Source organism: Pedobacter sp. PACM 27299, assembly GCF_001412655.1.
GTDB lineage: Bacteria > Bacteroidota > Bacteroidia > Sphingobacteriales > Sphingobacteriaceae > Pedobacter.
The window spans coordinates 1,738,458-1,765,203 of record NZ_CP012996.1; the positions used below are offsets into that span (position 1 = coordinate 1,738,458).

Consider the following 26,746-nt stretch of genomic DNA (forward strand, 5'->3'; position numbering starts at 1 on the left):
AATTATTCATTGTTTTTAAGGAAGAAATGGTGTTGAATTATCCTAACTGAGGCGGTTGCCAGATGTCACCGGCGAATATGACCAGTGGAGCGGCAGGAAGTTCAGGGTAGCTGACTTCTTTTTTAGAAAACACGGTAGTGTTGATCAATTGGCTTGGGCTAGGAATAGCAAAAGCCTGGCAAGTGCTGCAATGGAAGAAAGGGGAGCAGGTATGTGGACCTGAGTCCTGATCACAAGGGATCTCCTGTACTTCGCTGATGTGCGTTTGCTGTGTACTGATTTTAGCTTCATCATCACAGCATGGCCATACTGATAGGGCCATGATGACAATTGTAAATATATAAGCTAAGTACCTCACGCCGCAAACTTATATATTTTTTTAAACTACTGGTGATCTTTTTGACTTTTTTTTACTTTGGGGAGATGTTTGTTTCTAAAAACAGGGTGATTTTAAGGGGTTCTTATTTTTCCGATAGAAATGGATTGGTTTGGCCTGTTTTTTCTGCGTTCTGGATGGGGGTAAAATGCGCTATGGTTGTGGTCGGGAAGAGACTTGTTTTTCTAGGGGGTTCGGAAGGGGTTGCGATAGGGTTGCTATAGTAAACAATGCAGTCACCCTATGGCAACCCCTTCCGAACCCCTTCCAGCTCCTACAATAAGGGCGATCTCTTCCCGAACACTACCCGACCACTATCGCGTTTTTTCTTGCAGAAAAGCAAATTAGTTTTCAAAGGCAAATCTCTCCATTTTTTGTTAGATCAGGCATTCCGAAGGAAGTACTTTTTTCTAAACCAAAAGGAAAGATTGACGAGGGCAATGAGGGCTGGTACTTCTACCAATGGACCGATTACTCCTGCGAAGGCTTGTGCGGAGTTGATTCCAAATACACCAATTGCCACCGCAATAGCCAGTTCAAAATTGTTTCCGGTTGCGGTGAAGGCGATCGCAGTGCTTTTACTGTAATCTGCACCGAAATACTTGCCAGCAAAGAAGCTCAAAAAGAACATCAATGCAAAATAAATGGCTAATGGAATGGCGATACGGACCACATCGAATGGAATATGAACGATGAGTTCCCCTTTCAAACTGAACATGACAACAATGGTAAATAATAGTGCTATCAAGGTAATTGGTGAGATGAGGGGTACAAACTTTTCCTGAAACCAGAGCTCACCTTTTAATTTAATCAGGCTGTACCTGCTGATGATGCCCATGGCAAAAGGAATGCCCAGATAGATGGCTACACTTTCCGCAATCTGACCGATGCTGATGGAAACTTCCAGCCCTTTTAATCCGAATAATGGCGGGAGCACAGTAATGAAAACATAGGCATAAATGCTGTACAATAAGACCTGAAAGATGCTGTTGAGGGCAATTAGTCCAGCAGCATATTCCCGGTTTCCCTCTGCCAGTTCATTCCAAACCACTACCATCGCGATACATCGGGCTAAACCGATCAGGATCAATCCGATCATATATTCCGGGTAATCCCTTAAAAATGTAATGGCCAATAGGAACATTAACACCGGACCAATGATCCAGTTGAGTACCAATGAGGTGCTCAGGACTTTGGTGTCTTTAAAAACTTCTCCCATGTTTTCATATTTCACTTTGGCCAGAGGAGGGTACATCATCAGGATCAGACCAATAGCCAGTGGAATGTTTGTGGTTCCACTGGAAAATGAATTGATGATTCCAGCAGCAGCAGGGACAAAATATCCTATGCTTACTCCAATAGCCATGGCTAAAAAGATCCATAAAGTTAGATAGCGGTCTAAAAAGCTTAATTTTTTTCGCGCAACTACTGGGGTACAATGATTTGCAGACATTCTAAATTACAGGTTTTTGTGAACAAAATTTTGGCAGTATTCCTTGATTATATCCCTGACTTGGGCAAATTGCGCCTGGATTTCTGCTTCAGTTCCTCTGGCCTTTGCGGGGTCTGGGAAGTTGTAATGAAACTTGATGGCTTGAGTTGGGAAAAATGGGCAGCTTTCTTTCGCGTTGTCACATACGGTGATCAGGAAATCAAAATCAAGGGCCATATATTCTTCGATATGGTTAGAGGAATGAGCTGAAATATCTATACCATCTTGCTTCATCGTTTCAATGGCCCTTGGATTTACCCCATGGGTCTCTATTCCTGCGCTGTAGATCAGCGCCTTATTGCCTGCAAAATGTCTTAAATAACCTTCTGCAATCTGACTGCGACAGCTATTACCTGTGCAGAGTATGAGTATTTTTTTCATCGATTAAAATTTAGCAGCAGCCAGATCCAGGAGTACAGCTTTCAGCGTCCGGAGCGAAATTGATCAATTGTATTTTTGGTTTTTCTGTGGATACAGCTGCCGTTGCTGCTGTTGTTGGGCTGCAGCATTCTTCGCCTGCGTCATTGGTGCCACAGTTGCCTCCGCGATTGATCGCTTTACATTGTGTGGCATCAGGAATGAGGTTTACAATTAAGTTTTCTCCATCGATGGTTATTGCTTTAGGATACATCTGTCGGGTATCAAACTGAGAATTTCCAAACTCAATTTTCACGATTCCTACAGGATTCAGTGCTAATGATTTTTCTACCAATTCCACAATAGATAAGGCTTTCTTCACTTGCATAGCCCTTTCACTGTCTTTTTCTGAAGGTTCCCAAAGTTGTAGGATGATCTCCGTCCAGGAATTCATCACACCACCACAATCCACGGATACGATAGGCGCCTGTTTGATTTCGGTGATGTGGTAGGAGGCATCTACCCATTGATTTGCTGCATATTGAAATTGCAGTGTTTGCTCAGGATGAGCTTGTAACTTCGATTTGAAGCTTTCCCAGTTCATTAATGTTGTAGTATTCATATATTGCAATTTTACGATTGATATAGATAATTTTTTTAACAGCAGGGGATTTCACCTTTATAAGAACCCAGGAATGCACCCAATTTACTTTCCATCATTTTCCATGTTTTTGGATCGATGTAATAGCATACACTAACACCTTCAATGGTTCCTTGAATGAGACCTGCATTTTTTAGCTCTTTTAAATGTTGTGAAATGGTGGCTTGTGCCAAACCCAATTCTTCCACAAGATCACCACAAATACAGGTGTTGGAAGCCAGGATTCGCTGCAAAATGGCAATTCTTGCCGGATGCGCCATTGCCTTTAATAATTGAGACAATTGGTTTTGCTCGTCGGTAAATATTTCTGATTTGGTCAGTCCCATGTCTTGTTCAATTAATACATTGCAATAATACGATTGATAGTTGTGTCTTCCAAATAAGCGGGGTCCAAAATACCAAAATATGACATTTGACTGAGCCCGAATAGTGGTGGATAAATGCTTTAGGAAACAGCAGGATCTTTTTCGGTGGCCACCCTATAGGTAGGATCTTCCTGGATATTAACAACAATAATGGCTGCTGCATCTTTTAATAGTTTCCTGCAATCTTCACTCAAATGAGTTAGATGAAGCGTTTTTCCTATTTTTCGATAACGTTCGGTTAATTTATTGATGGCGTCTATACCAGACATATCTGCAATCCTACTGTCTTTAAAATTAATAAAAACGACCTCCGGATCCTCGGCAGGTTCAAACTTTTCCAGGAAATTATGGGTAGAACCAAAAAATAACGGGCCATAGATCTCGTAGTGTTTGGCTCCATTTTCATCGATGTATTTCTTTGCACGGATTCTTTTGGCACTTTCCCAGGCGAACATTAATGCGGAAAGGATCACACCAATCAATACAGCGAGTGCCAGATTGTGGAGCCATACGGTAATCCCTGCGACTAGCATCCCTACGAAAATATCTTTACCAGGCATTTTATTGATCACTTTGAAGCTCATCCATTCAAATGTCCCAATCGCGACCATGATCATTACACCTGTCAAGGCAGCCATTGGCACTTTTTCAATCAGTGGGGCACCAAAAAGAATGATCACTAATATCGTAATCGCGGCAATGATCCCAGACAGCCTGGCTCTGGCACCTGCCGAAAGGTTAACCAGTGTTTGTGCAATCATTGGGCAGCCTCCCATACCGAAGAAAAAGCCATTTAGTATATTTGCAGACCCTTGGGCAATACATTCCCGGTTGCTATCACCTTTGCTTTCTGTGATTTCATCGACCAGATTTAAGGTGAGTAATCCTTCAGTTAAACCCACAGCGCCCATGATCAACGCATAAGGCAGGATGATTTGTAAGGTTTCCAGGGTAAAGGGTACCTGAGGAATATGGAAAGGAGGAAATCCACCACTCACTGCTGCGATATCTCCAACATTTTTTGTATCAATATGAAAGCCTAAAACAATCAGGAACACCACAATAATAGCGACCAATGAAGCGGGGATGGCTTTCGTGAATTTTGGTAAGACCAGTACAATAGCGATGGTTAAGGCAACGAGGCCGGCCATCAGGTACAGTGCAGTACCGCTGAGCCAGACCATTTCTCCGTTAATTACGGTTTTAAACTGTTCTAGCTGCGCCATAAAGATGATAATGGCCAATCCGTTGACGAAGCCAAACATCACTGGCTGAGGTACCAGGCGTACAAATTTGCCCAGTTTAAATAAGCCAACACTGATTTGAAAAACACCGGCAAGTATGACGGCTGCAAACACATAATCCAGGCCATGCGATCTCATTAAGGCAATCAATACAATTACGGTTGCACCTGCTCCACCAGAGATTAAGCCTGGTCTGCCTCCAAATACTGCCGTTACTAATCCCATAATGAAGGCGGCATACAGCCCTGTTAGTGGTGGGAAGCCTGCCAGTATAGCAAAGGATAAAGATTCCGGCATCATCGTCATGGCTACGGTTAGCCCTGCAAGGATTTCAGTTTTATAATTGATCTTTTTTGAAAAGTCGAAAAGCTGGATAAAAGGTTTCTGGAGGTAAGGCTTCATTTGCCTGTAAAGTTACGTTGGATTTATCAGGCTTTAATCTACGGAAGCTGAAAAATTTAGATGGGCAGAGATAATTGTTGGTCGGTTTAATCAGACTCGAGTCGTTGGGACTGCGATCTGCGATGTCTTTGGTGACTTGAAACCTGGTCATCAATTCCGGGGGATAGCTCATACAGAGTGCAAGGAGGCTTCTTCTTCAATGGTTTTACTGAGCCAGACTTTCTCCGTTTCCGGCGGTAAAATGACTGGCATAGATTTGCTGATGCCACTAATGAGCTCATTACCGGGAATGGTGATGATGCAAAAGGATTCATATCTTTCTTTTGTGATGGGGTCAATCCAGGCAGACCAGATTCCGGCCATCGAGAATACCTTCCTGTCTTTTAATGTGAAGCGAAAGGGATATTTTTCTGCTCCAAACCTTTTCCAGAGATAAAAGCCATCAGCCAGCAGCAGACAGCGTTTATGGGTTACCATAAGCTTTCTAAACAGTTGCTTAGAAAGAATTTGGGAATGCCCAACGGTACACCTGATCGATTTCCGCTCTTTAAAAAAAAGGGAACCATGAGTAGTACATTTTTTTCATTAAATGAGGTTCATCAGCCCTGATCACCATACCCGGCATGTAGATGCCGATGTTATAGGTAGGCGTATAGGCTGCTTCTAATTCATACGGATAGTATTGCTGTATCACTGGAAGCGCTTCTGTAAGAGAAAACGATAAACTCATAGTGTGGAAATTAGTTTTTTCCGTTAATGTAATATTACTTATGGATTTGGAGTTCGTGCTGTAATTCCTTAATCTCTTCCTGCATATCATGTAGGCGCTGCAGTAAATGCCTGATGGCATCGATCCCTTCTATATTGATTTGAAGGTCATAGTGCAAATGAACATATTTATCCAATTCTGCGAGCTGATCTGTATGGATACATTTTTCTTTTTCAACAACCGGGAAGCGGACAATTTCTGATTCTTCCAGTGAGACCATAAAAGAAGGGTCTATGTGATAATTGATACAATATTCAGTGATGGTGATGAATTCTGTTTCCATAGCTGTAGGGATTAACTCAGGTTTTGTAGTTCTCTAAACAGTTCTTGTTGTTTTTCAGTCAGGTTTTCAGGAAGTTTAACATTATAAGTAATAAAAAGGTTCCCAAATTCTCCATCTTTTTTGTAAAGCGGGAAGCCTTTATTTTTCAATCTGACTTTAGTGCCATTTTGTGTTCCTGCTGGGATTTTAAGTTTTACTTTTCCATCCAGGGTTTCCACCATAACTTCGCCACCCAAAACAGCCGTGTATAGATCAATATCCTGTGTCAGGTATAGGTCATTGTGCAGTCTTTTGAAGATGGGATCTTCTTCCACATTAATGGTCAGGTATAAATCACCTGCCGGGCCACCGTTTACTCCGGGAGCACCCATACCCTTTAATTTAATGACCTGATCGTCGGCAATACCTGCAGGAATGGTGATCCTGATTTTTTTATCATTGATGGTCAGTGTTTGTTTATGCGTGGTATAAGCATCTCTAAGAGAAATGCTAAAGCTTGCATTGTAATCCTGTCCTTTGAATTTGGCGCTGCTTCTTCCGGATGATCTTCCGCCGCCGCCAAACATAGATTCAAAAAAGTCTGAGAAATCGCCGCCGCCAAAATCGCTAGCACCTTGTCCGCCTCTACCACCACCAAAAGGATTTCCTCCACTATGCCTGGATTGTGATCGGGCCTGCTCAAACTGGTCTGAATTTTTCCAGTGTTCTCCGTACTCATCATATTTTTTTCGCTTTTCCGGATCACTCAGTGCCTCATTTGCTTCATTGATTTCCTGGAATCTCTTGTTCGCTTCTTTATCGTTGGGATTTAAATCCGGATGATATTTCCTCGCCAGTTTCCTGTATGCTTTTTTTATATCCTCCTGTGAAGCTTTTTTGTCAACGCCCAGAATCTTATAATAGTCGATAAATGCCATATCAATAATTGGTCTATCCTCAAATTTAAGCTATTATTTTTATCATTCCTTAATTTTTAGCCATTAGTATTAAGTAAGTGTTACAATTACACCGATTTTCTCAATAATAATAATAAATTTGAGAATCAATGGCTTGTGGCTGACCACCTAAGCTATAAACCAAATGTAAACTGTTCCAGTAGGAGTCCATCTTTCATCAAGATGAGTACCTCCATGTGTCGTTTCGGATCGGTTTATATGACGTTTGATTTTGCTCGAATACATTAATGCACAAACGAATATGAAACCAAATCAACCAAACTCAAGAAGAGATTTTATTAAAAAGACAGCGGTAGGTGTTGCTGCTTTCAGCATTGTCCCCAGGTATGTACTTGGCGGAACCGGATTTATTGCACCCAGTGATCGGCTAACTAAAGCTGTAATCGGAGTTGGCAGTATGGGAAGAGGTCATTTTGGATACGATGGAACACAGGTCGTAGCCATTTGTGATGTAGATACCAGACATTTGGATCTTGCAAAACCGATGCTCGATAAAGGTGTCAAAACATTTAGTGATTACCGGGAATTGATCAAATTACCGGAAGTAGATATTGTGCACATTGCCACACCGCCGCATTGGCATGGGATTATGGCAGTTGATGCCGCAAATGCAGGAAAAGACATTTGGTGTGAGAAGCCAATGACGCATACCATCGGAGAAGGTAAGCGTGTGATGGAAGCCGTTCAAAAACATGGCAGGATGTTCCGTTTAAATACCTGGTTCCGTTTCAAAGATAATTTCTATGGGATGGGTACTACAGTGAAACCAATCAAAAAACTAGTAGACAGCGGCTTATTAGGCTGGCCATTAAAGGTAACGGTGAGTAAACATACTGGTTTCGACTGGAAGTTTTACTGGGTAGGAAAAGATAATTTACCTGTTGAGCCTGTTCCGAAGGAACTGGACTATGATGCCTGGTTAGGTCCGGCACCATTTAAACCTTATAGCACGCATCGGGTTCACCAAACTTTCAGAGGATACTGGGATTATGATGGCGGGGGCTTAAGTGATATGGGGCAGCATTATCTGGATCCTATTCAATATTTCCTGGGGAAAGATGATACGAGTCCTGTTTCTGTAGAAGTTGATGCTCCACAGCAGCATACTGATGCAGTGGGCATCTGGCGTAGAATTACTTATACGTATGCGGATGGTTGCCAGATCATTCTGGATGGTGAGGGAAAAGATGAGAAAGCGGCTTATATTGAAGGCCCTAAAGGCAAGCTTTATGCCGGATTTAAATCTGATATTCCTGATTTGGAGCGTAAGCTAGCGGCATTCCCCGATCCGGCACCGCAAATGACGGATTTTATCACCTCTGTGAAAACCAGAAGTCAGTTTGCTTTAAATGAAGAAAATGGACATCGTTCCTGCAATATCATCAACATCGGATTGGCGGCATTACGTTTAGGACGTTCGCTGAAGTTTGATCCGGTAAAACAGGAGTTTATTGACGATGAAGGTGCAAACAGGCTGATTAACCCGGTAATGCGCGCTCCTTACACCATTTAAAATCAATTCATTCGAACCCATTCTCAAAATATTTATAATGATGAAAAAGATATTCTTTATCCTTTTGGCTACCCTTGCATTCCAGGGGCTGGCTATTGCACAGGATAAAAAAGACCAGCGCACGCAGACTACGCGTATTGCTGATTTGCTGGCGCAGATGCCGGCAAAAGATGCGGCCCAGGCGGCCATCAATGCAAATGATATTGCCGGACTTGGTGAAGCAGGTTACCTGGAACTCATCAGGATGCTTGCTCCAGTAGGAAAAGGCAATAATACTTTAATTGAGTATGCAATTGGTGGATTTACCGCAGCTTCCACAAAGACAGGAAAAGAAAACTGGAGAAAAATGTGTGTGGCAGCTTATAGCAAAGCCTTACAGAAACTAAGCGATCCACAAAATAAAGCCTTCATCATGAGTCAGCTGGATGGCGTAGCGCAGGACGATGCCATTCCCGCGCTCCTTCCTTTTTTGAAGGATGCGCAGCTTTCAGACCCTGCAGTAAGGGCATTGGTGAAAATCAATACTCCAGCATCGAAAGTAGCTTTGTTGAATGCTTTGGCCTCAACCGATGGAAAGAGCCGTCTATCTGTTATCGAAGGACTAGGTGATAGCCGCGTTAAAACAGCTGCAGGCCCAATTGCTGCATTTGCAAATGATACTGATCAGAATCTAACAAAAATGAGCCTATATGCTTTAGCAAAAATTGCTGATCCTTCTTCTGAGGAACTGATGGCTGCTTCGGCAGCAAAAAGTAATTTTAAATATGAAAATACAAATGCTGTAGCCGCTTATCTGGACTATGCAGCGCGCCTTTTAGCAGATGGTAATGCTGTTTTAGCACATAAAATTGCACTTCAGCTATTGGACAAAGCAGCTGCTCCGGATTTGGTATCCGTTCGTACCGGCGCTTTAAAAATCCTTTCTGATGAAACTAAAGGTCAGGATATCTCTGTGCTGTTAGCGGCAGTAAAAGATCCTGCTATTGCTTATAGAGCAGCAGCTTTGAAATTTGCTTTGCCTTATTTAAATCCAGCAACCACAGCTTTATGGATTAAGGAATTAAACAAAGTAAAGCCTGAGGTACAGGCTGAAATGGTCACTATGCTTGGCGATGGACAGGCGTCGACTGCGCTTCCGGCAGTATTGAAATTGATCAATCATAAAAATCAGGATTTGAAGTTTGCCGCAATTGAGGCAGCAGCAAAAATTGGCGGGATAGAGGCATTTCATGACTTGCTGAAAACCATGGACAAAGGTGATGACGCGACCGTGCAAAAGGTGGCAGATGTGATGTTGAGGATGAAAGGTCCTGGTTTGACAGAAAATATCGCAAAGACATTGCCTGTGATGAAACCGAATGTACAGGTGGCTTTAATTCAAGTGCTTGCAGCGCGTTCCGCTCATGAGCAGATCAATAGTGTATATGTTTTGCAGAAGAGTAAAAATCCAGCGGTAAGAAAAGCGGCATTTGCAGCTTTAGCAAATTTAGTGACTAAGGCCGATCTTCCAGAGCTATTTGCATTATTGAATCAAAAAGAGACAACTGAGGAGGAATCTTTGATGGTACAATCTGCACTGATATCGGCATTAAAAGTGGGAGCAACACCGAGCTATACTGAAATTGTTTTGCAGCAAATGGCTGATGCCCATCCTGATAAGAAAAAGTTCTTTTACAAGGTGCTGGCTAGTCTTGGCGATGATAAAGCCTTAACAGCAGTAAATAATGCCTTTAAAACCGGGGATGAGCAAACACAAAAACTAGCATTGGAAGCCCTTTCTTCCTGGGCAAATCCGAGTTCGATGGAGAGTTTACTGAACATAGCAAGGACGGCCAGTAATTCAACCTTCCAGGAGCAGGCATTGCAAGGATATTTGCGATTGGTTCGTTTATCGACAGCTCCCGCTCCACAAAAGTTACTGATGCTGCGTGAAGCAATGAATGTAGCTAAAACGACTGGGCAAAAGCAACAGATTTTAACAGACCTGGAGCAGGCTAAAACTTTTAATGCAGTGGTGTTTGCCGGGAAGTATATAGATGATCCTGCTTTGCAGCAAGCTGCAGCAAGAGCAGTGATGACCATTGTGCTTTCCGATAAATCTTATGAAGGTGCAGCGGTCAAAAGCCTGTTAAATAAAACCATTCAAGTGCTCAGCGGAGGTGATAGTGAATATGAGAAACAGGCCATTCGGAAATACCTGGCGGAAATGACCGGTGGTCCCGGCTTCATTCCAATGTTCAATGGCAAAGACCTGACAGGTTGGAAAGGCCTGGTTGCTGATCCGCTGAAAAGAGCGAAGATGGACGAGAAAACTTTAGCCGCTGCACAGGAAAAAGCAAATGCGGAAGCTTTAAAAAGCTGGGTAATAGAGAACGGTGATTTATTGTTTACCGGAAAAGGAGATAACCTGGCTTCTTTAAAAAAATACGGGGATTTTGAAATGCTGGTAGATTGGAAAATCTATGATGATGGCAATAAAAAAGGCGATGCAGGTATTTATTTACGTGGCAGTCCACAGGTGCAGATCTGGGATACTTCCAGAGTAGATGATGGTGCTCAGGTGGGTTCTGGTGGTTTGTATAACAATCAGGTAAATGAAAACAAGCCTTTAAAAGTGGCGGATAATAAATTGGGAGAATGGAATAATTTCCACATCATCATGAAGGGGGATCGCGTCACCGTGTACCTGAATGGTGTGTTGGTTACTGAAGATGTGATCCTTGAAAATTATTGGGACCGTAAGCTTCCGATTTTTGCAGAAGAGCAGATTGAACTACAAGCGCATGGATCCAGAGTTGCTTATCGGGATATTTATGTGAAAGAACTGGAGCGTCCGGTTCCTTTTGAGCTGAGTGCTGCAGAGAAAAAAGAAGGCTATAAAGTACTGTTTGATGGTACAAATATGCACGAGTGGACAGGAAATACCAGCGCGTATACTATTGCAAATGGAAATATGGAAATCAATCCAAAACCAGGAAAAGGTTCCGGTGGAAATTTGTTCAGTAAAGATGATTACAGTGATTTTGTGTTTCGTTTTGAATTTCAGCTGACTCCAGGCGCAAATAATGGCTTGGGAATTCGTGCTCCTTTAACTGGTGATGCCGCTTATGAAGGAATGGAATTGCAAATCCTGGACAATGATGCCGACATTTATAAAGACCTGCATGTGTATCAATACCATGGTTCTATTTATGGTGTTCAGGCAGCGAAAAGAGGTTTTTTAAAGCCACTCGGAGAATGGAATTACCAGGAAGTTACGGTAAAAGGTCCTAAGATTAAAGTGGTGTTAAATGGAAATGTGATTCTGGATGGTGATATCACAGAAGCCCGTAAGAAGGGAACAGTTGATGGTCAAAGCCATCCAGGTTTACAGCGCGATAAAGGTCGTGTTGGTTTCCTTGGTCACGGATCGGTAGTTCGTTTTAAAAATATCAGAATTAAAGACCTAAGCGTCTCAAAATAGAATGGGTTAGGTAGTATTGAATTAAATAGAATAAAATATGACTGAAGATAATAAGCATTCAGCAGGAGATAGTTCAAGAAGAAGTTTTCTGAAGACGACAGCGCTTGCTGCTGCAGGATTTATGATTGTGCCCAGACATGTATTGGGTGGTAAAGGATTTTTAGCACCCAGCGACCGTTTGATCGTTGCCGGTGTGGGGGTAGGCGGAAAAGGCCAGAGTAATTTAAGTAACATCTATAAAGGAGGAAAAGCAGATATTGCTTTCCTATGTGACGTGGACGACCGTAGGGCCGCCAATTCTGTAAAAAACTTCCCATCTGCCAAATACTATAAGGACTACAGGGAGATGCTGGATAAAGAAGGGAAGCATATCGATGGTGTGGTCGTTTCTACACCAGATCATAACCATGCCATGATCGCCATGGCTGCGATGCAGCTCGGCAAACATGTTTACGTGGAGAAACCCCTTTCCCATGATATTTTTGAAGCCAGAAAATTGACTGAAGCTGCCAACAAATATCAGGTAGTTACCCAAATGGGGAACCAGGGGTCATCAGGAGATGGTGTAAGGCAGCTGCAGGATTGGGTAGATGCCGGTGTGATTGGAAAAGTAGAACGGGTATATTGCTGGACAGACAGGCCTTCCTGGCCACAGGGGATTACCTGGCCAGCTGTAAACGGCTCAATTCCTAAAGAGCTCGATTGGGATCTTTGGTTAGGTAGCGCGCCTTATAAACCTTTTGTCGATAAATTAGTTCCCTTTAACTGGCGTGGTTGGTGGGATTATGGAACCGGTGCAATAGGGGATATGGGCTGCCATCTGGTAGAACCACCTTTCCGGATTCTTGGTTTGGATACGCCGATAGATGTGCAGTGCAGTGTGGGCAGTATTTATGTGGATGAATTTAAACGGGGATATTTCCCGGATAGCTGTCCACCTTCAAGCCATGTCATTATGACCTTTAAGAAGACTAAAAAGACAAAAGATGACCTTCAGATCCATTGGATGGATGGTGGGATTAAACCCGGCAGGCCGATAGAACTAGGTGCGAATGAGCCTTTCGGTGCGAATGGCGTTTTGTTTGAAGGCACCAAAGGAAAGATGATGTGTGATGTTTATGGTGCGAATCCGAGGTTATTGCCTTTGTCGCGCAATCAGGAAGTGCATGTGAAACCAGGTGTGGAACGCGTGATTGGTGGAGTGGATGGACATTACTGGGATTGGGCGGAAGCTTGTATCGCCGGTTACGGAAAGAAAAAACTGAGTTCTCCGTTTGAAATTGCCGGTCCGCTGACAGAGACTTTGCTCATTGCAAATCTGGCCATCAGAGGTACAGATATCCAAAAGCCGAGACAAAATGGCAACGGATTTGACTACCCAGGCCGCGATATCAAGCTGATTTGGGATAAGGAAAACCTTAGGGTGACTAACTTTGATGAGGTGAATCAGTTTGTGCGTAGAGAATACCGTCAGGGCTGGAGTTTAGGAGGATAATTTTTTGATAAGAATGAGTTTAGAAACGAATAATATTAGAGTTTTAGTAGTAGGCTGTGGTAATATGGGAACTTCCCATGCCATGGCCTATCATCAGTTAACAGGTTTTAAAATCTGTGGAATTGTATCCAGAGGAGATAGTAAGGTGATTTTGAATGAAAAATTAGGTGGTGGTTATCCTTTATTCCATGATTTTGAAACTGCCTTGAGCGAGACTAGGCCTGATGCAGTTTGTATTTCAACCTATCCCGATACCCATGAATCTTTTGCGGTAAAGGCGATGGAGCAGGGTTGTCATGTGTTTATAGAAAAGCCTTTGGCAGATTCTTTGGAAGCGGCACAGCGCGTGGCAGATGCGGCGAAAAGGTATGGAAAGAAGCTGTTGGTCGGTTATATTCTAAGGTATCATCCATCCTGGACACGTTTTATCGAACTGTCTCAGGAAATGGGTAAACCACTGGTGATGCGCATGAACCTCAATCAGCAAAGTCAGGGGGCAAAATGGAATGTTCATCAGAATTTAATGAAAAGCCTGAGTCCGATTGTGGATTGTGGCGTGCATTATATTGATGTGATGTGTCAGATGACACGCTCCAGACCTGTTCAGGTCAGCGCAATTGGTGCAAGGCTGACCAATGATATTCCAGAAGACAATTATAATTACGGGCAGTTACAGATCCGTTTTGAGGATGGATCTGTGGGCTGGTATGAGTCGGGATGGGGCCCAATGATGAGTGAGACCGCATTTTTTATAAAGGATGTAGTTGGACCAAAAGGGGCAGTGTCTATTCTGGCAAAGGAAGCTTCGGCTGCGGGTAAATCCGATGTGATTGATGCGCATACGAAGACGGAATCTATTAAAGTGCATTATGCCGATCTGGATCAGGATGGAAAATTTTCCCGGTCGGATGAATGGATTGACCTGCATGATGAACCAGATCATTTAGAGTTGTGTAAAAGAGAACAGCGACATTTTCTTAGGGCAATTCTGGAAGATTTGGACCTTACAGCGCCTACTCAGGATGCATTAAATAGTTTAAAAGTAGCATTTGCTAGTGATGAATCGGTTCGGACAGGGAACGTCGTTAAATTGATCTAATAATTTTATAAAAATGAATTTTTAAGGGTCTGCTATCAGCAGGCCTTTTTTGTTTTACAAATAATTTTAAGTTTTATCATTGTTTTTACTTAGTGTATTATTATTTGTGTAAATACAAATCTTAATTGGTGTTAAATATTTGTTTTTTCGGCTTTTATCGGCAAAAAATATTTTTATATTTTACACTTAGTGTATATTATTTTGATATTTTTGTTGCGGGAGTTTAGTTGTTGTCGCAGTAAGGCAATGCTCCTGAACTTTATTTACGGGGTTAATTTAAGATGGATTACGCGCTTAAAATGTAAGCTGTCTAATTGATTGGTGAAGCGGGATTTTTCAGTTTGAATCGCAGGTCAGTTTAAATCTATTATCAGTTCAAATTTGTCCATTTTTATGAGAGCTTTAAAGATATCACAGAGTATTACCAATAGAAAGAGCGATTCCCTTGAGAAGTATTTGAATGAACTTGGGAAATATGAATTACTAAAAATAGAAGATGAGATCCAGTTGGCCATGCGCATTGCAGAAGGAGATGAGGTGGCATTGGAGAAATTAGTGAATGCAAACCTTCGATTTGTGATTTCTGTTTCCAAGAAATACCAGGACAAAGGGGTTCGGCTTTCTGATTTGATTAGTGAGGGGAATATTGGCTTGATTAAAGCGGCCAAGAGGTATGACCATACTAAGGGCTTTAAATTTATATCTTTCGCGGTGTGGTGGATTCGTCAGGCAATTTTAACGGCCATTTCTGATCAGCAAAGGATTGTCCGCCTGCCGGGAAATCAGGTAGTGGGAAATAGCATGATTAATAAAGCCACTTTAAAACTGGAGCAGCAACTAGAGCGTCGCCCTACTGCTGATGAAATTGCGGAAGAAATAGGTTTCAAAGTAGATAAGGTGATAGACCATCAGCTCAGTTCTGCGATTTCTATTTCGCTGGATACCCCAGTGAATGTAGAGAACGATTTTTGTTTAATGGATATGATCCCTTCCAAAAGTGTGGAGCCTGTAGATGACCTGCTCATGAGACAATCCTTGACTGAGGACTTGAAAAGATGTCTGGTAATATTACCTGAGCGGGAGCAAAGGATTTTAATACTTTATTATGGTTTGTATGGTTATGAAGAGACGACACTGGACGACATGGTTTATATTTTTGGCCTGAGTAAGGAACGGATCCGGCAGCTAAAGGATAAGGCTTTGAAAACTTTGCGCAATAGCCCAAAATCACAATTGATCAAGGAATACCTCGATTAATAGGCGTTTTTTTGAACTGCCTTCCGCTCAATTTGTTTAAATAGGAGCCTGTTTATTTAAACGAAATAGCCATTTAGAAGGTTTTTTTTAAGAAAAGTGCCCTAATATTCAAAAAAAGAGTGCTATCCTTAAATATTCATTTGGTGGAAATCCAATAATTATTAACTTTAAAGCGTTATATCATATATTTAAAATCTTAAACGAAAGAAAAACATGGAAAAATTCTCGAAACTTAAAGAACTTATTGCAAGCGTTGAAGCTGATGCAGACAAATTTTATAATTCAGGTAACGGTGCAGCTGGTACAAGAGTACGTAAAGCAATGCAAGATTTAAAAGGCCTTGCTCAGGACATCCGTACTGAAGTGACTGAAAAGAAAAACACGAAGTAATCTACTTTGAATGTCATGAGAAAGGCCCGCTTAATGCGGGCCTTTCTCATTTATAGCTATTGAGGTTTTTATTTTTTAATTTTAGGGCCTTAGCCTTATGAATCCCTCAGAACAGCCATCCACACGTAAGATTATTCATATTGATATGGATTCCTTTTATGCTTCAGTAGAGCAAAGGGATGACCCTACACTGGAAGGTAAGGCTGTGGCTGTTGGTGGATCCCCTGATGGGCGGGGGGGAGTAGTGGCGACTGCTAATTATGAAGCAAGGCGCTTTGGTGTACATTCCGCCATGTCTTCCAAGAAAGCACAGCGCTTATGTCCGCATCTGATCTTTCTGTATCCCAGATTTGCAATCTATAAAGAGATTTCCCAGCAAATTCGGGAAATATTTAGCCGATATACAGATTTGATTGAACCCTTATCCCTTGATGAAGCTTATTTAGATGTAACTGAAGATAAATTAGGAATTGGATCGGCCATTGATATTGCCAAAGAAATTAAGGCAGCTATAAAAACGGAGCTGAATTTAACCGCTTCTGCAGGCGTTTCTGTCAATAAGTTTGTGGCAAAAGTTGCTTCCAATATGAATAAACCAGATGGCCTGACCTTCATCGGTCCATCAAAAGTTGAGCGTTTTATTGCGGCATTACCTGTGGAGAAGTTTCATGGTGTAGGAAAGGTGACGGCTGAAAAGATGAAAATCAGAGGTTTACATAAAGGAGCCGACTTAAAAAAACTGACCGAAGCGGAGCTAGTCTATCTGTTTGGGAAGAGCGGACATTTTTTTTATAAAATAGTTCGTGGAATTGACCACCGTAAGGTAGAACCCAATCAGGAAACAAAGTCTATCGGTGCTGAGGATACTTTTTCTTATGACCTGGTTGAAATGGAAGAAATGAATTCGGAATTGGCCCGTATTTCCGGAATTGTATTTAAGAGGATGAGCCTTTACCAATTGTTTGGCCGGACGTTAACAATCAAAATTAAGTTCAGTGATTTTAGGCAGATTACCAGAAGCAGGTCATTCCCGGCAGCGTTTACAGAATTGGCAATGATCATAGATGTTGCTCAGTCTTTGCTGGATGCTGCGGAATTAGAGGGCGAGAAAGTAAGGTTGCTAGGGGTATCTATCTCGAATTTTAAAAGTAGTAAAGATCAGGGAGAATGGTATCAACCCAGACTCTTCCCTTAATTCCAAATAGGGGCTGGTGTGTGATTAGGTAAATAATATTTCCTATGGGTTAGGGGATGTCAAATATACAGCGGAACAAGAGTTGATTTTGGGTTATTTATGTAAATTGATCCAGCATCCTAATGTAAAAAATAGCCCTATGGAATCCTTGTCAAATTTTTTTGATCCTGATTTACATCAACCTGACCTGATTTTTCTGAATAAATTATTTGAATTCCAACAAGCTTATTATTCGGGTGATGCAAAGATTCAAGTATTGGAAGCATTGCTTCATGAATTATGTATTGCTACACAAAGTTTGGCTGCAGGACTAATTGATTTGGATGGAGCAGCGGATGTTGAGGTAAACCTTTCTTCCAATTATGATATAAAGCAGGCCAAAGGATATGAACGTTTATTTTGTCCGATTGGCAATGGTTCTGGAAAAGAAAGCAAACTATACCTGATTAGAACTGCGCATGCCTATACGCAGGCAGATGATCATTTGATCAGGCCAGCCCTCTCTATCCTGAATGGGATGGTTGTCCACTTAACTGCAATGGCCGAAATTACCAGGAAAGAGCGTCAAGGGGGACACCTGCAATCACTCATTACCTCATTGGACGATATTATAATTGAGTTGGATGAATACCTGGTGATCAAAAAAGTCTGGGTAAAAGACCCGGAAAAATTGTTCATGCCCAGGGAGTTCTTTGTTGACAAAACAATCGTAGAGGTGATGGGGGCTTTTGCCAATATTTTCATAGAAAGTATCAATAAGCTACTGAAAAGCGGGGAGCGGCAGGAGTGCGTCTACCCAGATTTTAATCCGGATAAAAAGGCCTGGTATAGTGCTAAGTTTCAGAAAATCGACCCGGTTTATGCTGGGGACAAAATTCGATTGATCTGTGTTATAGAGGATATTACCTCTAAAAAACAGATGAGTGATCAGCTGCAGCACCAAACTTTAGAACTGATTGCGGCGAAAAACCTTGCAGAGCAGGTGGCCAGGAAAAGAACAGAGATTCTTTCCATTATGAGTCATGAAATTCGTACTCCCTTAAATGGAATCATAGGGATTTGTAATCTCCTGGATCAGGATATTGATCAGGACGCTTTTATTAGGGAATATGTTGATCACCTGAATTTTTCTTCTAACCATCTTTTGAATTTAGTAAATGATATTCTGGATCTGGAGAAGATTGAAAATAAGAAAATGGAACTGGTGGAAACGGAAGTTAGACTGGTGACTTTCGTTGGAAATATTCAAAAGCAATTTCAATCTTTGGCGAAGAGCAAAGGCTTAGCGCTCAGGTTCTATCATGATGAACAGATTCCGGAATTAGTGAGTGTAGATGACCTGCGGTTAGGTAGAATTCTAAATAATCTGATTGGAAATGCCATTAAATTCACCAATACAGGCCATGTTTCTATTTATTTAATATTGGTAAAACGGTCTGCAGAAGAGGTCAGAATTTGTTTTAAAATTGAAGATACAGGGATCGGTATCCCTGAGCATCTCCATAGTTTGATTTTTGATAAATTTCATCAGGTTCAGCAAGCTAGTCACCGCCAGCAACAGGGAACCGGACTTGGTTTGAGCATCACTAAAGGACTGGTGGATTTATTTAAGAGTGAAATCATTATAAAAAGTAAGGCTGATGGAGGGACAATTTTTGAGTTTGAGATCGATTTTAAGATCAGTATTCCATCAGACAATAAGGTAAGTGCAGCTCATGAAGTTGCATTATCGCTTGTTTTACCTGAATTGAGTTTATTGATCGTAGATGATAATCCAGTGAATTTATTGGTTGCTAAACGTCAACTGAGCATATTCGGACTCCATGCGGAGCAGGCAGATAATGGGCATAGTGCATTGGAAATTTTAAAAGAAAAAACCTTTGATATCATTTTAATAGACCTTCACATGCCCGAGATGGATGGTTATCAACTGGCAAAAAAAGTGCAGGAGCTGTATGCTGAGTTGAAGGTGATCATATTTACCGCAGATATTTTAGAGGAAGTAAGAACGAGATTATGGGAGATGGGAATTAAGTATGTTTTGTCAAAACCTTTCAATCCAGAGGAGATGCATCAGTTGTTGTTAGAGGTGGTGAGTGTTAATGATTAATTCCTGAACACCTGATAATTCCGATAGCAGCTACCCTGCAGTAGCTGCTATCGTGATTTTAGCTTAATCGGATTGGACTTCCCGTCCATGCTGTTCCATTGGCTAGTTTTTCACCTTTCATCACCAATGAAAGCGGTTCTAGTTTCACATCATCTCCAATCTCACTATCGTATAGAATGATTGATCTGGAGCCGATAGTACATCTTGCACCTATTTTTACGGAGCCAACCTTCATGACTCTGTCTTCAAAAAGGTGGGTTTGAGGCCCGCAGTCTTCGTTTAAGGCGGTATCGTCGCCGATGCTCACCATATCATGTTCCGTGATGTCGGTGGTGTTTAGCCAGACTCTTTTTCCGAATTTCACACCAAAAAGACTGAGCACCATAGGTAAAAACGGAGTACCCTTCATGAATTCCAGTAGAAAAGGAACGGCTAAGGCCTCATAAGTGGTGGTATTCGCTTCACTGCGCCATACTTTATGCGTCCACATTGGGTGCTGTTCTGCTTTAAATTTACCGATAGTGGTCCATTTGAGCAGCAGTGTCACCAATAATGCGGGGGCTCCCATATAGAAGAGGTAGTAAAAAGGAACTTTCGGTGCTTCTTTTAAGATTTGCCAAAGTGTTCTGTCTTTCACTAAATCATGGCAATAGGCAATGAATAAAACGCTGCAGCAGATAATTACAGTTTCTGGCAGGATAATTCTTATTCCTTCAATAATATGACGGGCCGTTTTTCTTCCCCAGGTAGGATTAGTGGTTAATTCAGCGGGGAAATTTCCACTGTCCTGTCTTTTCGGTAGGGCAATTGCAGGCGATCCAAACCAATCTTTTGAATCTGATTGCTGCAGCTGTTCTATAGTTGGGGGCGTAGAAAGTACGCCAATCAGCATGTCATCTGCGAGTTCATAGCCCTGAGGGATCAAGGCACTGTTTCCTACAAAACTTCTATTGCCAACACGTGTTTTATCGAGGATCAGCTGTTGGCCGCGGATGTCTTCTTCGCCTAAAGTAACGGCATCAGCGATAAAGGATTCATCACCAATTTCCAATAAGGTATGGGTGACATTACTGGCCGTAGATATCTCTGTGTTTTTTCCGATTTTAGCACCTAGCATCCTAAAAAAAGAAGATATATATACGGTAGCATACATTGGATGTAATACAATAAGCGAAGTAGAAATCAGTTGATCTGACAGCCATTTTCGAACATAAATCCATCCATAAACCGGATAGGTGCCAGGTTTCATTTTATACAGGAGTAACCTGGATAGTAATACGGTTTCAAATGCATATAAAACCAGATATAAGACCGTAAGCATCGGAATATGTATGAAATAATTGAAGTTATAATCAGGTGCCTGACTGTCCAGGTAACTTAATATTTCGATAATTGGTAATAAAGGCAGTATGATGACAATAGGAAATAGGATGAGTAAGATCGTATAAAGAAGGCCGAAGCATTTTCTTTTAAAGCCAGAAACGATTAAGGGCTGAGGAAGTTCTTCCGGCAGTTTTTTGTCGATCGGCTCAGCAGGACTACCTTTCCAGACTTCTCCTGCCAGGATATGTTTGCCGGGCTGCAGGTGGCTAAGGTCTTGTAATTCTCCCCATTCCTCTATGGTGGTATCTCCAGAAATCACTGCTCCACTACCAATGTAGGCATGATCGGCAATTTTGATCTTTCTTAATTTCAGTAGTCCATTTTCTACAATTACATTGTTGAGTACCACTCCAGAGCTGATACTAACATCGCTGCCTATTTCCAATAAGTCTTCCATGCCTACGGTAATGGAACTGATCTGGGAATCTGGTGCCATTTTCATCCCCATCATCCTTAAATAAAAGGGATAAAGCGGAGTGCCGTTCATAAACTGAAGCGGTACCAGGCGCTGCATAGATTTAATCAGCCAGTATCGGAAATAGTAGGCACCCCAAAGCGGATAATCCCCTTCTTTTGTTTTACCAAGGAGCAGCCATTTCATCACAATACTCAATAGGGAGAACAGTGGGGCAATGAAGCAAAATAAGACTAGTGCTGTAATAATGGCCCAAAAAGTATCTCCTTTATCAGTTTCACTTTTCGCCAGCTGATAGTAATAACCCAGATAGGGCACAAAAATCTGCGCAGCAAAAAGACCGTAAATGATCAGCAATGAAAAGCCTTGAGCGATCCCGCAGATCCAATACCGTAGAGAAGAGATCTTATGGAAAGGCTCCTGTTCTTTAGGGGTATTTAACTTTTCTTTTTCAGCAGCGATGGTCCAGGTTTGGATCAGTTTACTAATGGGACGGTTGGTGTAAATGTCTTTTAGAGAAGCTTGGGGGATATTTGCTTCTTTTCTCAACCAGGAAGAAAAAGAGGCGGCCAGCAAAGAATGACCTCCTAAATCCATGAAGAAATCATTTTCAGCACTGATGGTTCTTCCAGGGAAAAGATGCTTTAGTCCTGCTATAACCCTTGTTTCTACATCATCATCAGGATGAAGGAGGCTTTCTTCTTCCGGCTTAACCTCCAGTAAAACCTGAGGTACGGGTAATTCTTTCCTATTGATTTTACCACTTGGAAGGCGTGGCATTTTATCCATTACAACGAGCACCAGAGGTACCATATATGGCGGTAAAACTTTTGCGAGTTCCATTCTGGCCTGATGGTCATTAAATGCAACATTTGCCTTGAGCGTTACATATCCAATCAGCTGATCCTGTTGGTTTGCGTCTTTTTTAAGCGCTACCGCAGCTGCGGAAACTGCTTCCAGTTCATTCAGTTTGACCTCAATCTCGCCAAGTTCTATGCGGTATCCGCGCAATTTTACCTGATCGTCCAGGCGGCCTCGAAAATCTACACTGCCATCAGCTTGCATGATCACGGCATCGCCGCTCAGGTAAATCCGGTCTCCGGGAAGCTCTTGCAGGGAATCAGGTTTGCTTAGGAATTTTTCGGCAGTCAGGTCCGGACGGTTTACATAGCCATCACAGACTCCTGGGCCAGAAATGATCAGTTGTCCCTGCTCACCGAAAGGTAAAAACTCAAACTGCTCATTGACTACGGCAAGGTTATAATTGGGTAATGGGTTGCCAATGGTAATCGGATCACCGGGTCTTAGAGGGATCATGGTAGCCGTAACCGTGGTTTCCGTTGGCCCATAACTGTTGTAAAATATATTGTAACCAGGCTTGCTCCAGCGGTTTAACACCTGACTGGTGCAGGCTTCTCCACCTGCATTGATGAGGCGAAGCGAAGGGATGGCATCATCTATTACGGCAAGTAGGCTAGGTACAGCATGAAGAATCGTGATCTTTTGGGCCCTGAAAATATCGCTGAGTTCATCGATAGACTTAGCTGTTGTAGCATCAGCGACCCATATAGTTGCTCCTGCAGCTAAACTGATCCATGTTTCTTCGCACCACATGTCGAATGAGACAGAGAAGCCTTGATACACACGGTCTTCTGGAAGAATCTGAAGCACACTTTGTTCAGAGCGGATCAGATGGCAAATCTGACGGTGACTGATAGGAATTCCTTTGGGCTTCCCCGTACTTCCGGAGGTATATAATACGTAGGCACGGTCGTCTGGAAGGGCGGTTATTTGGTAGCTGCTACTATCGGCGTTGAAATCCGGACAAGCTGGAATGCGGAATACAGGACATGATCCTTCATCCAGCGCATCGCTGAAACAGGCTGATGCGCCGACTTCCTGCATGACAGTATGGACACGATCGGCAGGCATTTCTCTGTCTAGTGGCACATAGGCGGCGCCGGACTTGGCTATTCCTAAAATGGCAACTGGTAATTCCATGCTTCTTGGCCACCATAGGCCAACACTATGGCCTCTGCCAATTCCTTGTTCGGTTAAAAAAGCTGCGATGGCATCACTCCAAAGATCTAGTTGCTGATAGCTTAAAGTTTGCTGATTAAAAATGAAGGCTGTTTTATGTTGATGAACTGCGACGGCAGTTCTAATGATATCCCCGATAGTCTCGTCTCTAGTGAATTCGGGACGTATATTGCCGATAACAATGCTTTTTGAATTCATGAGCACGCTGAAATTTATTTAATCGAAATAACCGAAATTTTTTGATAAAACCATTAAAAACAAAAAAGACATTCATTTTTTAATGAATGTCTTTTTTATATAGGAGGATTAATTTGCCTAAGCGAAATCTAACCATGAGCTGCCGTTCGAATAATCATCGATTGCAGTTACATTGTTTTCGTATTGAAGAGAGGCAATGAGTGCTGAAACTTCCTGTTTAACCATCGTGATACAGTTTTGTACCAGGTCTTTTCTATATCCTTTTTCTTCTAATTTCAGGACATAGCCTACGCAGATTACTCTGGCTAATATTTTGCCAAGGTCAACCATTTTACGCTGAGAAAGATTTTCCGATAGTTGGAAAGACAATTCCTTTTTAAAATAAGCAACTGGTTGAGAAGTGATCTTAAATTCAGCAAGGAAATCAAAAAGGTTGGATTGTTTTTGTTTCTTCATGGAACGCGTAATCATTTCTGCAGTCTGATTGTACAGCATTTCATTTGATCCTTCAAAAATCTGGAAAGGTCTGCTGTCCATAATACCACGACCACCGATATGGCTAGTTCTGTAACCTTTTGCACCTGAAAGCTGAACCAATAACTGTGCAGACTCCTGCATTAAATCTGTGACTACGGCTTTCATGGTATTAGCTTCCAGACCTTCCATTGCAAGATTGTGCTCAATACCACTAATTTCACTACTGTGTGCACACATCGCAGAACAGATCGTATAAGCAGATTGAATTCTGGAAAGTTGGAATTGAACATTATCAATAGCCATTAGATTGCCAGCGCCCACGATTCGGGTGCGACAATGCTGCATAGCTTCATCCAACATTCTCTTAATGAATCCCATACCCATTCCAGGAAACTGCATTCTGCTTCTGTGAAGAATATCCAACATCATTTTGATGCCGGTAGTTTCCGGTTTTAATCTGAAATTTTGAGGAACTACAAGGTCCAGTTGATTTAATCCGTAAGGAATCATGTACAAACCAGGATTATCGTAAAGTTCTTCTACTACGATTTGCTGTTTCGGTTTAGTAATATCACAAAGGAAGAAATCGATATCTCTGCCTAAATCGCCATTTTCATTTGCATTTCTTGCGGCGATGATCCAGTAATCGGCCATGCCGGTAAGACCTTGCCAATGTTTGGTTCCTTTAATCTGGTAGCCTTCTGGCACTACTTTACTCGTCGTTTTCATGTTTAGGGCATCACTGCCATAATCCGGCTCAGTGATCATCAGACCACCCATGTTTCCTTTTTCCAGGAAGTTGTCGAAGATGTCTTTTTTAACAGATTCATCTGCGTATTTTGAAACAGGCTCTAGGAAAAGCGCAATATTGATTCCAAAAGTTAAGGATAGGGGCAGTGATTCATAAGAAGCCGCGGCTAAAAGGCCAAGGCATTCTTTAACGATACTTCCACGTCCACCGTATTCAGTAGGAATTGCTACGGAAAGTGGTTTTTGGTCCATAATTCCTTTAAGGATTTCAGGAGGTAAGCCTCTTTCCAGGCTCAGTTGATCAATGTCGGCCTGCACATGAAATAAGTGTTTCAATGTTTGCTCGAAGTCTCTGATGTAATCAGAAAACTTGATGTCGGTTAATGTCATATATAGAATACAAGTATTTTAAAAAGATCGTTAAGCAAATAAGTGAATATTTATCTAGAATCTTTATAAATAATAAACAATTTTTGCTGAACATCGAATTCAAAATAATGACAATCCCGCGAACTATAAAATGATCGTGGTCACATCAATTGGATTTATCATAGATGCGAAGGTTTCTATTCCCTCTTACACAGCTGTTTAATCTAATCTTAGCAGGAATAAAAACGAAGTTTCGTTCCATTGTGCTCAGGATAGTACCGAAATATACGGTTTATGCCTATTTAATAGGTTAAAAATAAAAAAAAATCCCTTAGCTGGCGAATCCGCTAAAGAAGGTCGTCGGTTTTAAATGAAAAATATTTAGGTATAATGTAATTTTTTTATATTTTATTAGTGGTAAAATAGATGAAAAATGAGTAAGGTGTTAATTTAAAATTATCCTGCAATTGGTTTTTTTTCTTTAGAAAGCCGGGTAATCCGGATGTTTAACTAAGCACATACCTGAGTTTTCCGTAGCTTTATAGAACATTTATTGACTATGCTATATATTTTTGACCCCGAAACAGATTATATCCTGGAAGACGAGCATGCATTGCTGCGTCCATTACTGCTGTCGGATACTGAACATTTGAATACTTTCGCTAATAATGAACCTGATTTATGGACTTATTCTTTGCAGAATGCTGGCTCTGAAAGTGCAATGAAGCAGTATATTGAAAAGGCATTGTTGGCGAGAGAACAGGGAAAGGGCTATCCATATATCGTTTTTGATAAGGTCAAACAGCAGTATGCAGGAACAACACGGTTGTACGATATTGATCTTTCTAACAAGTGTTTGTCCTTAGGTTATACCTGGTATGGTAAGGACTTTCAAGGCACTGGATTGAACAAACACTGCAAATATTTATTATTTGAATTTGTATTTGAGCAAATGGGTTTTGAGCGGATTGAGTTTCGTTTAGACGGTTTGAATGCCCGAAGCATGAATGCTATTAAAGGGCTGGGCTGTACTTTAGAAGGAGTATTGAGAAGTAATAGTTATCGCCCGGATGGCAGCAGAAGAGATTCGGCAGTGCTGAGCATATTAAAAGAAGAATGGTTTGATGGAAAAAAAGAACTGCTGAAAAGCAAATTGACTTAGCTGCCAATGTGTTTTTGTCAGGTTAACGTAAGATGAGAACTGATCGAGATTCGTATTTTCTTTTAGAGAGCCTTGCTATGGAATAGAATCTGTAAATTGGCGGTAATAGATCATACTTATCCATCAGTAATGCAAAATATAGAACAGACCGGACTGCAGTTAGAAGTCGATCCAAATAAACTGGATTCTAAGATTAAAAGTTTTGAATACAATGGCAACCATTACCTTTATGTATGCCATATTGATAAGTATTCTGATAAAGCGGGTGGTCACCCTGATGATCATCCAGATCTGGTAAAATTGCTGGTGAAAAGCTTTTACGGCAAGTATCTGAATTTGGATGTGCCCTTGAAAGAGCTGAATACTCCGGCTTTTAATGATCAATTGATCAAGTCTATCAATCAAAATTTGCTTTCTACAGAGCCGAGTTACTAAAGGATCGTTGTCTAGGAAAACCTGCGGCCGGCTTCGGATCAAGGTAGGGGTTGATGAGTAGATTTATAGGCAGTGTCAGGCTCGATTCGC

The 26,746-nt window shown here is 41.6% G+C and carries 22 protein-coding genes; 10 read left to right on the forward strand and 12 right to left on the reverse strand.

Going from position 1 to position 26,746, the window contains the following annotated elements:
* Positions 1-37: 37 nt before the first annotated feature.
* The 10 genes from AQ505_RS07360 to AQ505_RS07405 all read right to left on the reverse strand — a co-directional run bounded on the left by AQ505_RS07360 (position 38) and on the right by AQ505_RS07405 (position 6,866).
* On the reverse strand, positions 38-322 hold the full coding sequence (locus AQ505_RS07360) for a hypothetical protein (protein ID WP_062547580.1): 285 nt from the start codon (positions 320-322) through the stop codon (positions 38-40).
* 436 nt (positions 323-758) lie between these two features.
* Positions 759-1,829 carry an ACR3 family arsenite efflux transporter gene (gene arsB, locus AQ505_RS07365; protein WP_062547581.1) on the reverse strand — a complete coding sequence of 357 codons (1,071 nt, stop codon included), beginning with the start codon at positions 1,827-1,829 and terminating at the stop codon, positions 759-761.
* 6 nt (positions 1,830-1,835) lie between these two features.
* Entirely contained in the window at positions 1,836-2,249 is a 414-nt protein-coding gene (locus AQ505_RS07370) for an arsenate reductase ArsC (protein ID WP_062547582.1), read from the reverse strand.
* Positions 2,250-2,259: 10 nt separating this feature from the next.
* Complete coding sequence (locus AQ505_RS07375) at positions 2,260-2,847, reverse strand: DUF6428 family protein (RefSeq protein ID WP_062547583.1); 588 nt, start codon at positions 2,845-2,847, stop codon at positions 2,260-2,262.
* A 35-nt stretch (positions 2,848-2,882) separates the two neighbouring features.
* The gene (locus AQ505_RS07380) at positions 2,883-3,212 is read right to left on the reverse strand and encodes an ArsR/SmtB family transcription factor (protein ID WP_062547584.1); all 330 of its coding nucleotides are present in this window, start codon (positions 3,210-3,212) and stop codon (positions 2,883-2,885) included.
* Between the two features lie 119 nt (positions 3,213-3,331).
* Entirely contained in the window at positions 3,332-4,897 is a 1,566-nt protein-coding gene (locus AQ505_RS07385) for a SulP family inorganic anion transporter (RefSeq protein ID WP_062547585.1), read from the reverse strand.
* A gap of 168 nt (positions 4,898-5,065) precedes the next feature.
* A complete protein-coding gene (locus tag AQ505_RS07390) occupies positions 5,066-5,374 on the reverse strand; it encodes an SOS response-associated peptidase (protein WP_062547586.1) in 309 nt (102 codons plus the stop codon).
* A gap of 70 nt (positions 5,375-5,444) precedes the next feature.
* Positions 5,445-5,627, reverse strand: a complete 183-nt coding sequence (locus AQ505_RS07395) for a hypothetical protein (RefSeq protein WP_062547587.1) — start codon at positions 5,625-5,627, stop codon at positions 5,445-5,447.
* Between the two features lie 34 nt (positions 5,628-5,661).
* Positions 5,662-5,949, reverse strand: coding sequence for a chaperone modulator CbpM (locus AQ505_RS07400; protein WP_062547588.1), 288 nt, complete (start codon positions 5,947-5,949; stop codon positions 5,662-5,664).
* Between the two features lie 11 nt (positions 5,950-5,960).
* The gene (locus tag AQ505_RS07405; RefSeq protein ID WP_062547589.1) at positions 5,961-6,866 is read right to left on the reverse strand and encodes a DnaJ C-terminal domain-containing protein; all 906 of its coding nucleotides are present in this window, start codon (positions 6,864-6,866) and stop codon (positions 5,961-5,963) included.
* 280 nt (positions 6,867-7,146) lie between these two features.
* On the opposite strand from AQ505_RS07405, the gene AQ505_RS07410 reads away from it, so the two are divergent.
* From AQ505_RS07410 to AQ505_RS07445, 8 genes are all read left to right on the forward strand, one after another.
* The gene (locus AQ505_RS07410) at positions 7,147-8,418 is read left to right on the forward strand and encodes a Gfo/Idh/MocA family oxidoreductase (RefSeq protein WP_062547590.1); all 1,272 of its coding nucleotides are present in this window, start codon (positions 7,147-7,149) and stop codon (positions 8,416-8,418) included.
* 37 nt (positions 8,419-8,455) lie between these two features.
* Complete coding sequence (locus tag AQ505_RS07415) at positions 8,456-11,881, forward strand: DUF1080 domain-containing protein (RefSeq protein ID WP_062547591.1); 3,426 nt, start codon at positions 8,456-8,458, stop codon at positions 11,879-11,881.
* Between the two features lie 37 nt (positions 11,882-11,918).
* Complete coding sequence (locus tag AQ505_RS07420; RefSeq protein ID WP_062547592.1) at positions 11,919-13,376, forward strand: Gfo/Idh/MocA family protein; 1,458 nt, start codon at positions 11,919-11,921, stop codon at positions 13,374-13,376.
* A 13-nt stretch (positions 13,377-13,389) separates the two neighbouring features.
* Positions 13,390-14,475, forward strand: coding sequence for a Gfo/Idh/MocA family protein (locus AQ505_RS07425; protein ID WP_062547593.1), 1,086 nt, complete (start codon positions 13,390-13,392; stop codon positions 14,473-14,475).
* Between the two features lie 393 nt (positions 14,476-14,868).
* Positions 14,869-15,732 carry a sigma-70 family RNA polymerase sigma factor gene (locus AQ505_RS07430; protein WP_062547594.1) on the forward strand — a complete coding sequence of 288 codons (864 nt, stop codon included), beginning with the start codon at positions 14,869-14,871 and terminating at the stop codon, positions 15,730-15,732.
* A 213-nt stretch (positions 15,733-15,945) separates the two neighbouring features.
* Positions 15,946-16,122, forward strand: a complete 177-nt coding sequence (locus AQ505_RS07435) for a hypothetical protein (RefSeq protein ID WP_062547595.1) — start codon at positions 15,946-15,948, stop codon at positions 16,120-16,122.
* A 97-nt stretch (positions 16,123-16,219) separates the two neighbouring features.
* On the forward strand, positions 16,220-17,317 hold the full coding sequence (dinB, locus tag AQ505_RS07440; protein WP_062547596.1) for a DNA polymerase IV: 1,098 nt from the start codon (positions 16,220-16,222) through the stop codon (positions 17,315-17,317).
* Positions 17,318-17,456: 139 nt separating this feature from the next.
* Positions 17,457-19,427 carry a response regulator gene (locus AQ505_RS07445; RefSeq protein ID WP_062547597.1) on the forward strand — a complete coding sequence of 657 codons (1,971 nt, stop codon included), beginning with the start codon at positions 17,457-17,459 and terminating at the stop codon, positions 19,425-19,427.
* A 58-nt stretch (positions 19,428-19,485) separates the two neighbouring features.
* Here the strand turns inward: AQ505_RS07445 and AQ505_RS07450 are convergent, their stop codons facing one another.
* Both AQ505_RS07450 and AQ505_RS07455 read right to left on the reverse strand, forming a co-directional pair.
* Positions 19,486-23,463: a Pls/PosA family non-ribosomal peptide synthetase gene (locus tag AQ505_RS07450; protein ID WP_062547598.1), complete on the reverse strand. Its 3,978-nt coding sequence runs from the start codon at positions 23,461-23,463 to the stop codon at positions 19,486-19,488.
* Positions 23,464-23,580: 117 nt separating this feature from the next.
* A complete protein-coding gene (locus AQ505_RS07455) occupies positions 23,581-25,080 on the reverse strand; it encodes an acyl-CoA dehydrogenase family protein (RefSeq protein WP_062547599.1) in 1,500 nt (499 codons plus the stop codon).
* A gap of 538 nt (positions 25,081-25,618) precedes the next feature.
* Between AQ505_RS07455 and AQ505_RS07460 the strand changes: the two genes are divergently transcribed.
* Entirely contained in the window at positions 25,619-26,221 is a 603-nt protein-coding gene (locus AQ505_RS07460; RefSeq protein ID WP_062547600.1) for a GNAT family N-acetyltransferase, read from the forward strand.
* Between the two features lie 129 nt (positions 26,222-26,350).
* On the forward strand, positions 26,351-26,656 hold the full coding sequence (locus AQ505_RS07465; RefSeq protein WP_062547601.1) for a hypothetical protein: 306 nt from the start codon (positions 26,351-26,353) through the stop codon (positions 26,654-26,656).
* Positions 26,657-26,746: the final 90 nt, after the last annotated feature.

Bases quoted from the DNA above. Each gene is read 5' to 3' on its own strand.
- AQ505_RS07390 (WP_062547586.1), bottom strand. From the start codon at position 5,374: ATGGTAACCCATAAACGCTGTCTGCTGCTGGCTGATGGCTTTTATCTC.
- AQ505_RS07380 (WP_062547584.1), bottom strand. From the start codon at position 3,212: ATGGGACTGACCAAATCAGAAATATTTACCGACGAGCAAAACCAATTG.
- AQ505_RS07425 (WP_062547593.1), top strand. From the start codon at position 13,390: ATGAGTTTAGAAACGAATAATATTAGAGTTTTAGTAGTAGGCTGTGGT.
- AQ505_RS07360 (WP_062547580.1), bottom strand. From the start codon at position 322: ATGGCCCTATCAGTATGGCCATGCTGTGATGATGAAGCTAAAATCAGT.
- AQ505_RS07370 (WP_062547582.1), bottom strand. From the start codon at position 2,249: ATGAAAAAAATACTCATACTCTGCACAGGTAATAGCTGTCGCAGTCAG.
- arsB (WP_062547581.1), bottom strand. From the start codon at position 1,829: ATGTCTGCAAATCATTGTACCCCAGTAGTTGCGCGAAAAAAATTAAGC.
- AQ505_RS07395 (WP_062547587.1), bottom strand. From the start codon at position 5,627: ATGAGTTTATCGTTTTCTCTTACAGAAGCGCTTCCAGTGATACAGCAA.
- AQ505_RS07435 (WP_062547595.1), top strand. From the start codon at position 15,946: ATGGAAAAATTCTCGAAACTTAAAGAACTTATTGCAAGCGTTGAAGCT.
- AQ505_RS07385 (WP_062547585.1), bottom strand. From the start codon at position 4,897: ATGAAGCCTTACCTCCAGAAACCTTTTATCCAGCTTTTCGACTTTTCA.
- AQ505_RS07445 (WP_062547597.1), top strand. From the start codon at position 17,457: ATGGAATCCTTGTCAAATTTTTTTGATCCTGATTTACATCAACCTGAC.
- dinB (WP_062547596.1), top strand. From the start codon at position 16,220: ATGAATCCCTCAGAACAGCCATCCACACGTAAGATTATTCATATTGAT.
- AQ505_RS07420 (WP_062547592.1), top strand. From the start codon at position 11,919: ATGACTGAAGATAATAAGCATTCAGCAGGAGATAGTTCAAGAAGAAGT.
- AQ505_RS07375 (WP_062547583.1), bottom strand. From the start codon at position 2,847: ATGAATACTACAACATTAATGAACTGGGAAAGCTTCAAATCGAAGTTA.
- AQ505_RS07465 (WP_062547601.1), top strand. From the start codon at position 26,351: ATGCAAAATATAGAACAGACCGGACTGCAGTTAGAAGTCGATCCAAAT.
- AQ505_RS07410 (WP_062547590.1), top strand. From the start codon at position 7,147: ATGAAACCAAATCAACCAAACTCAAGAAGAGATTTTATTAAAAAGACA.
- AQ505_RS07455 (WP_062547599.1), bottom strand. From the start codon at position 25,080: ATGACATTAACCGACATCAAGTTTTCTGATTACATCAGAGACTTCGAG.
- AQ505_RS07400 (WP_062547588.1), bottom strand. From the start codon at position 5,949: ATGGAAACAGAATTCATCACCATCACTGAATATTGTATCAATTATCAC.
- AQ505_RS07405 (WP_062547589.1), bottom strand. From the start codon at position 6,866: ATGGCATTTATCGACTATTATAAGATTCTGGGCGTTGACAAAAAAGCT.
- AQ505_RS07460 (WP_062547600.1), top strand. From the start codon at position 25,619: ATGCTATATATTTTTGACCCCGAAACAGATTATATCCTGGAAGACGAG.
- AQ505_RS07415 (WP_062547591.1), top strand. From the start codon at position 8,456: ATGATGAAAAAGATATTCTTTATCCTTTTGGCTACCCTTGCATTCCAG.
- AQ505_RS07450 (WP_062547598.1), bottom strand. From the start codon at position 23,463: ATGAATTCAAAAAGCATTGTTATCGGCAATATACGTCCCGAATTCACT.
- AQ505_RS07430 (WP_062547594.1), top strand. From the start codon at position 14,869: ATGAGAGCTTTAAAGATATCACAGAGTATTACCAATAGAAAGAGCGAT.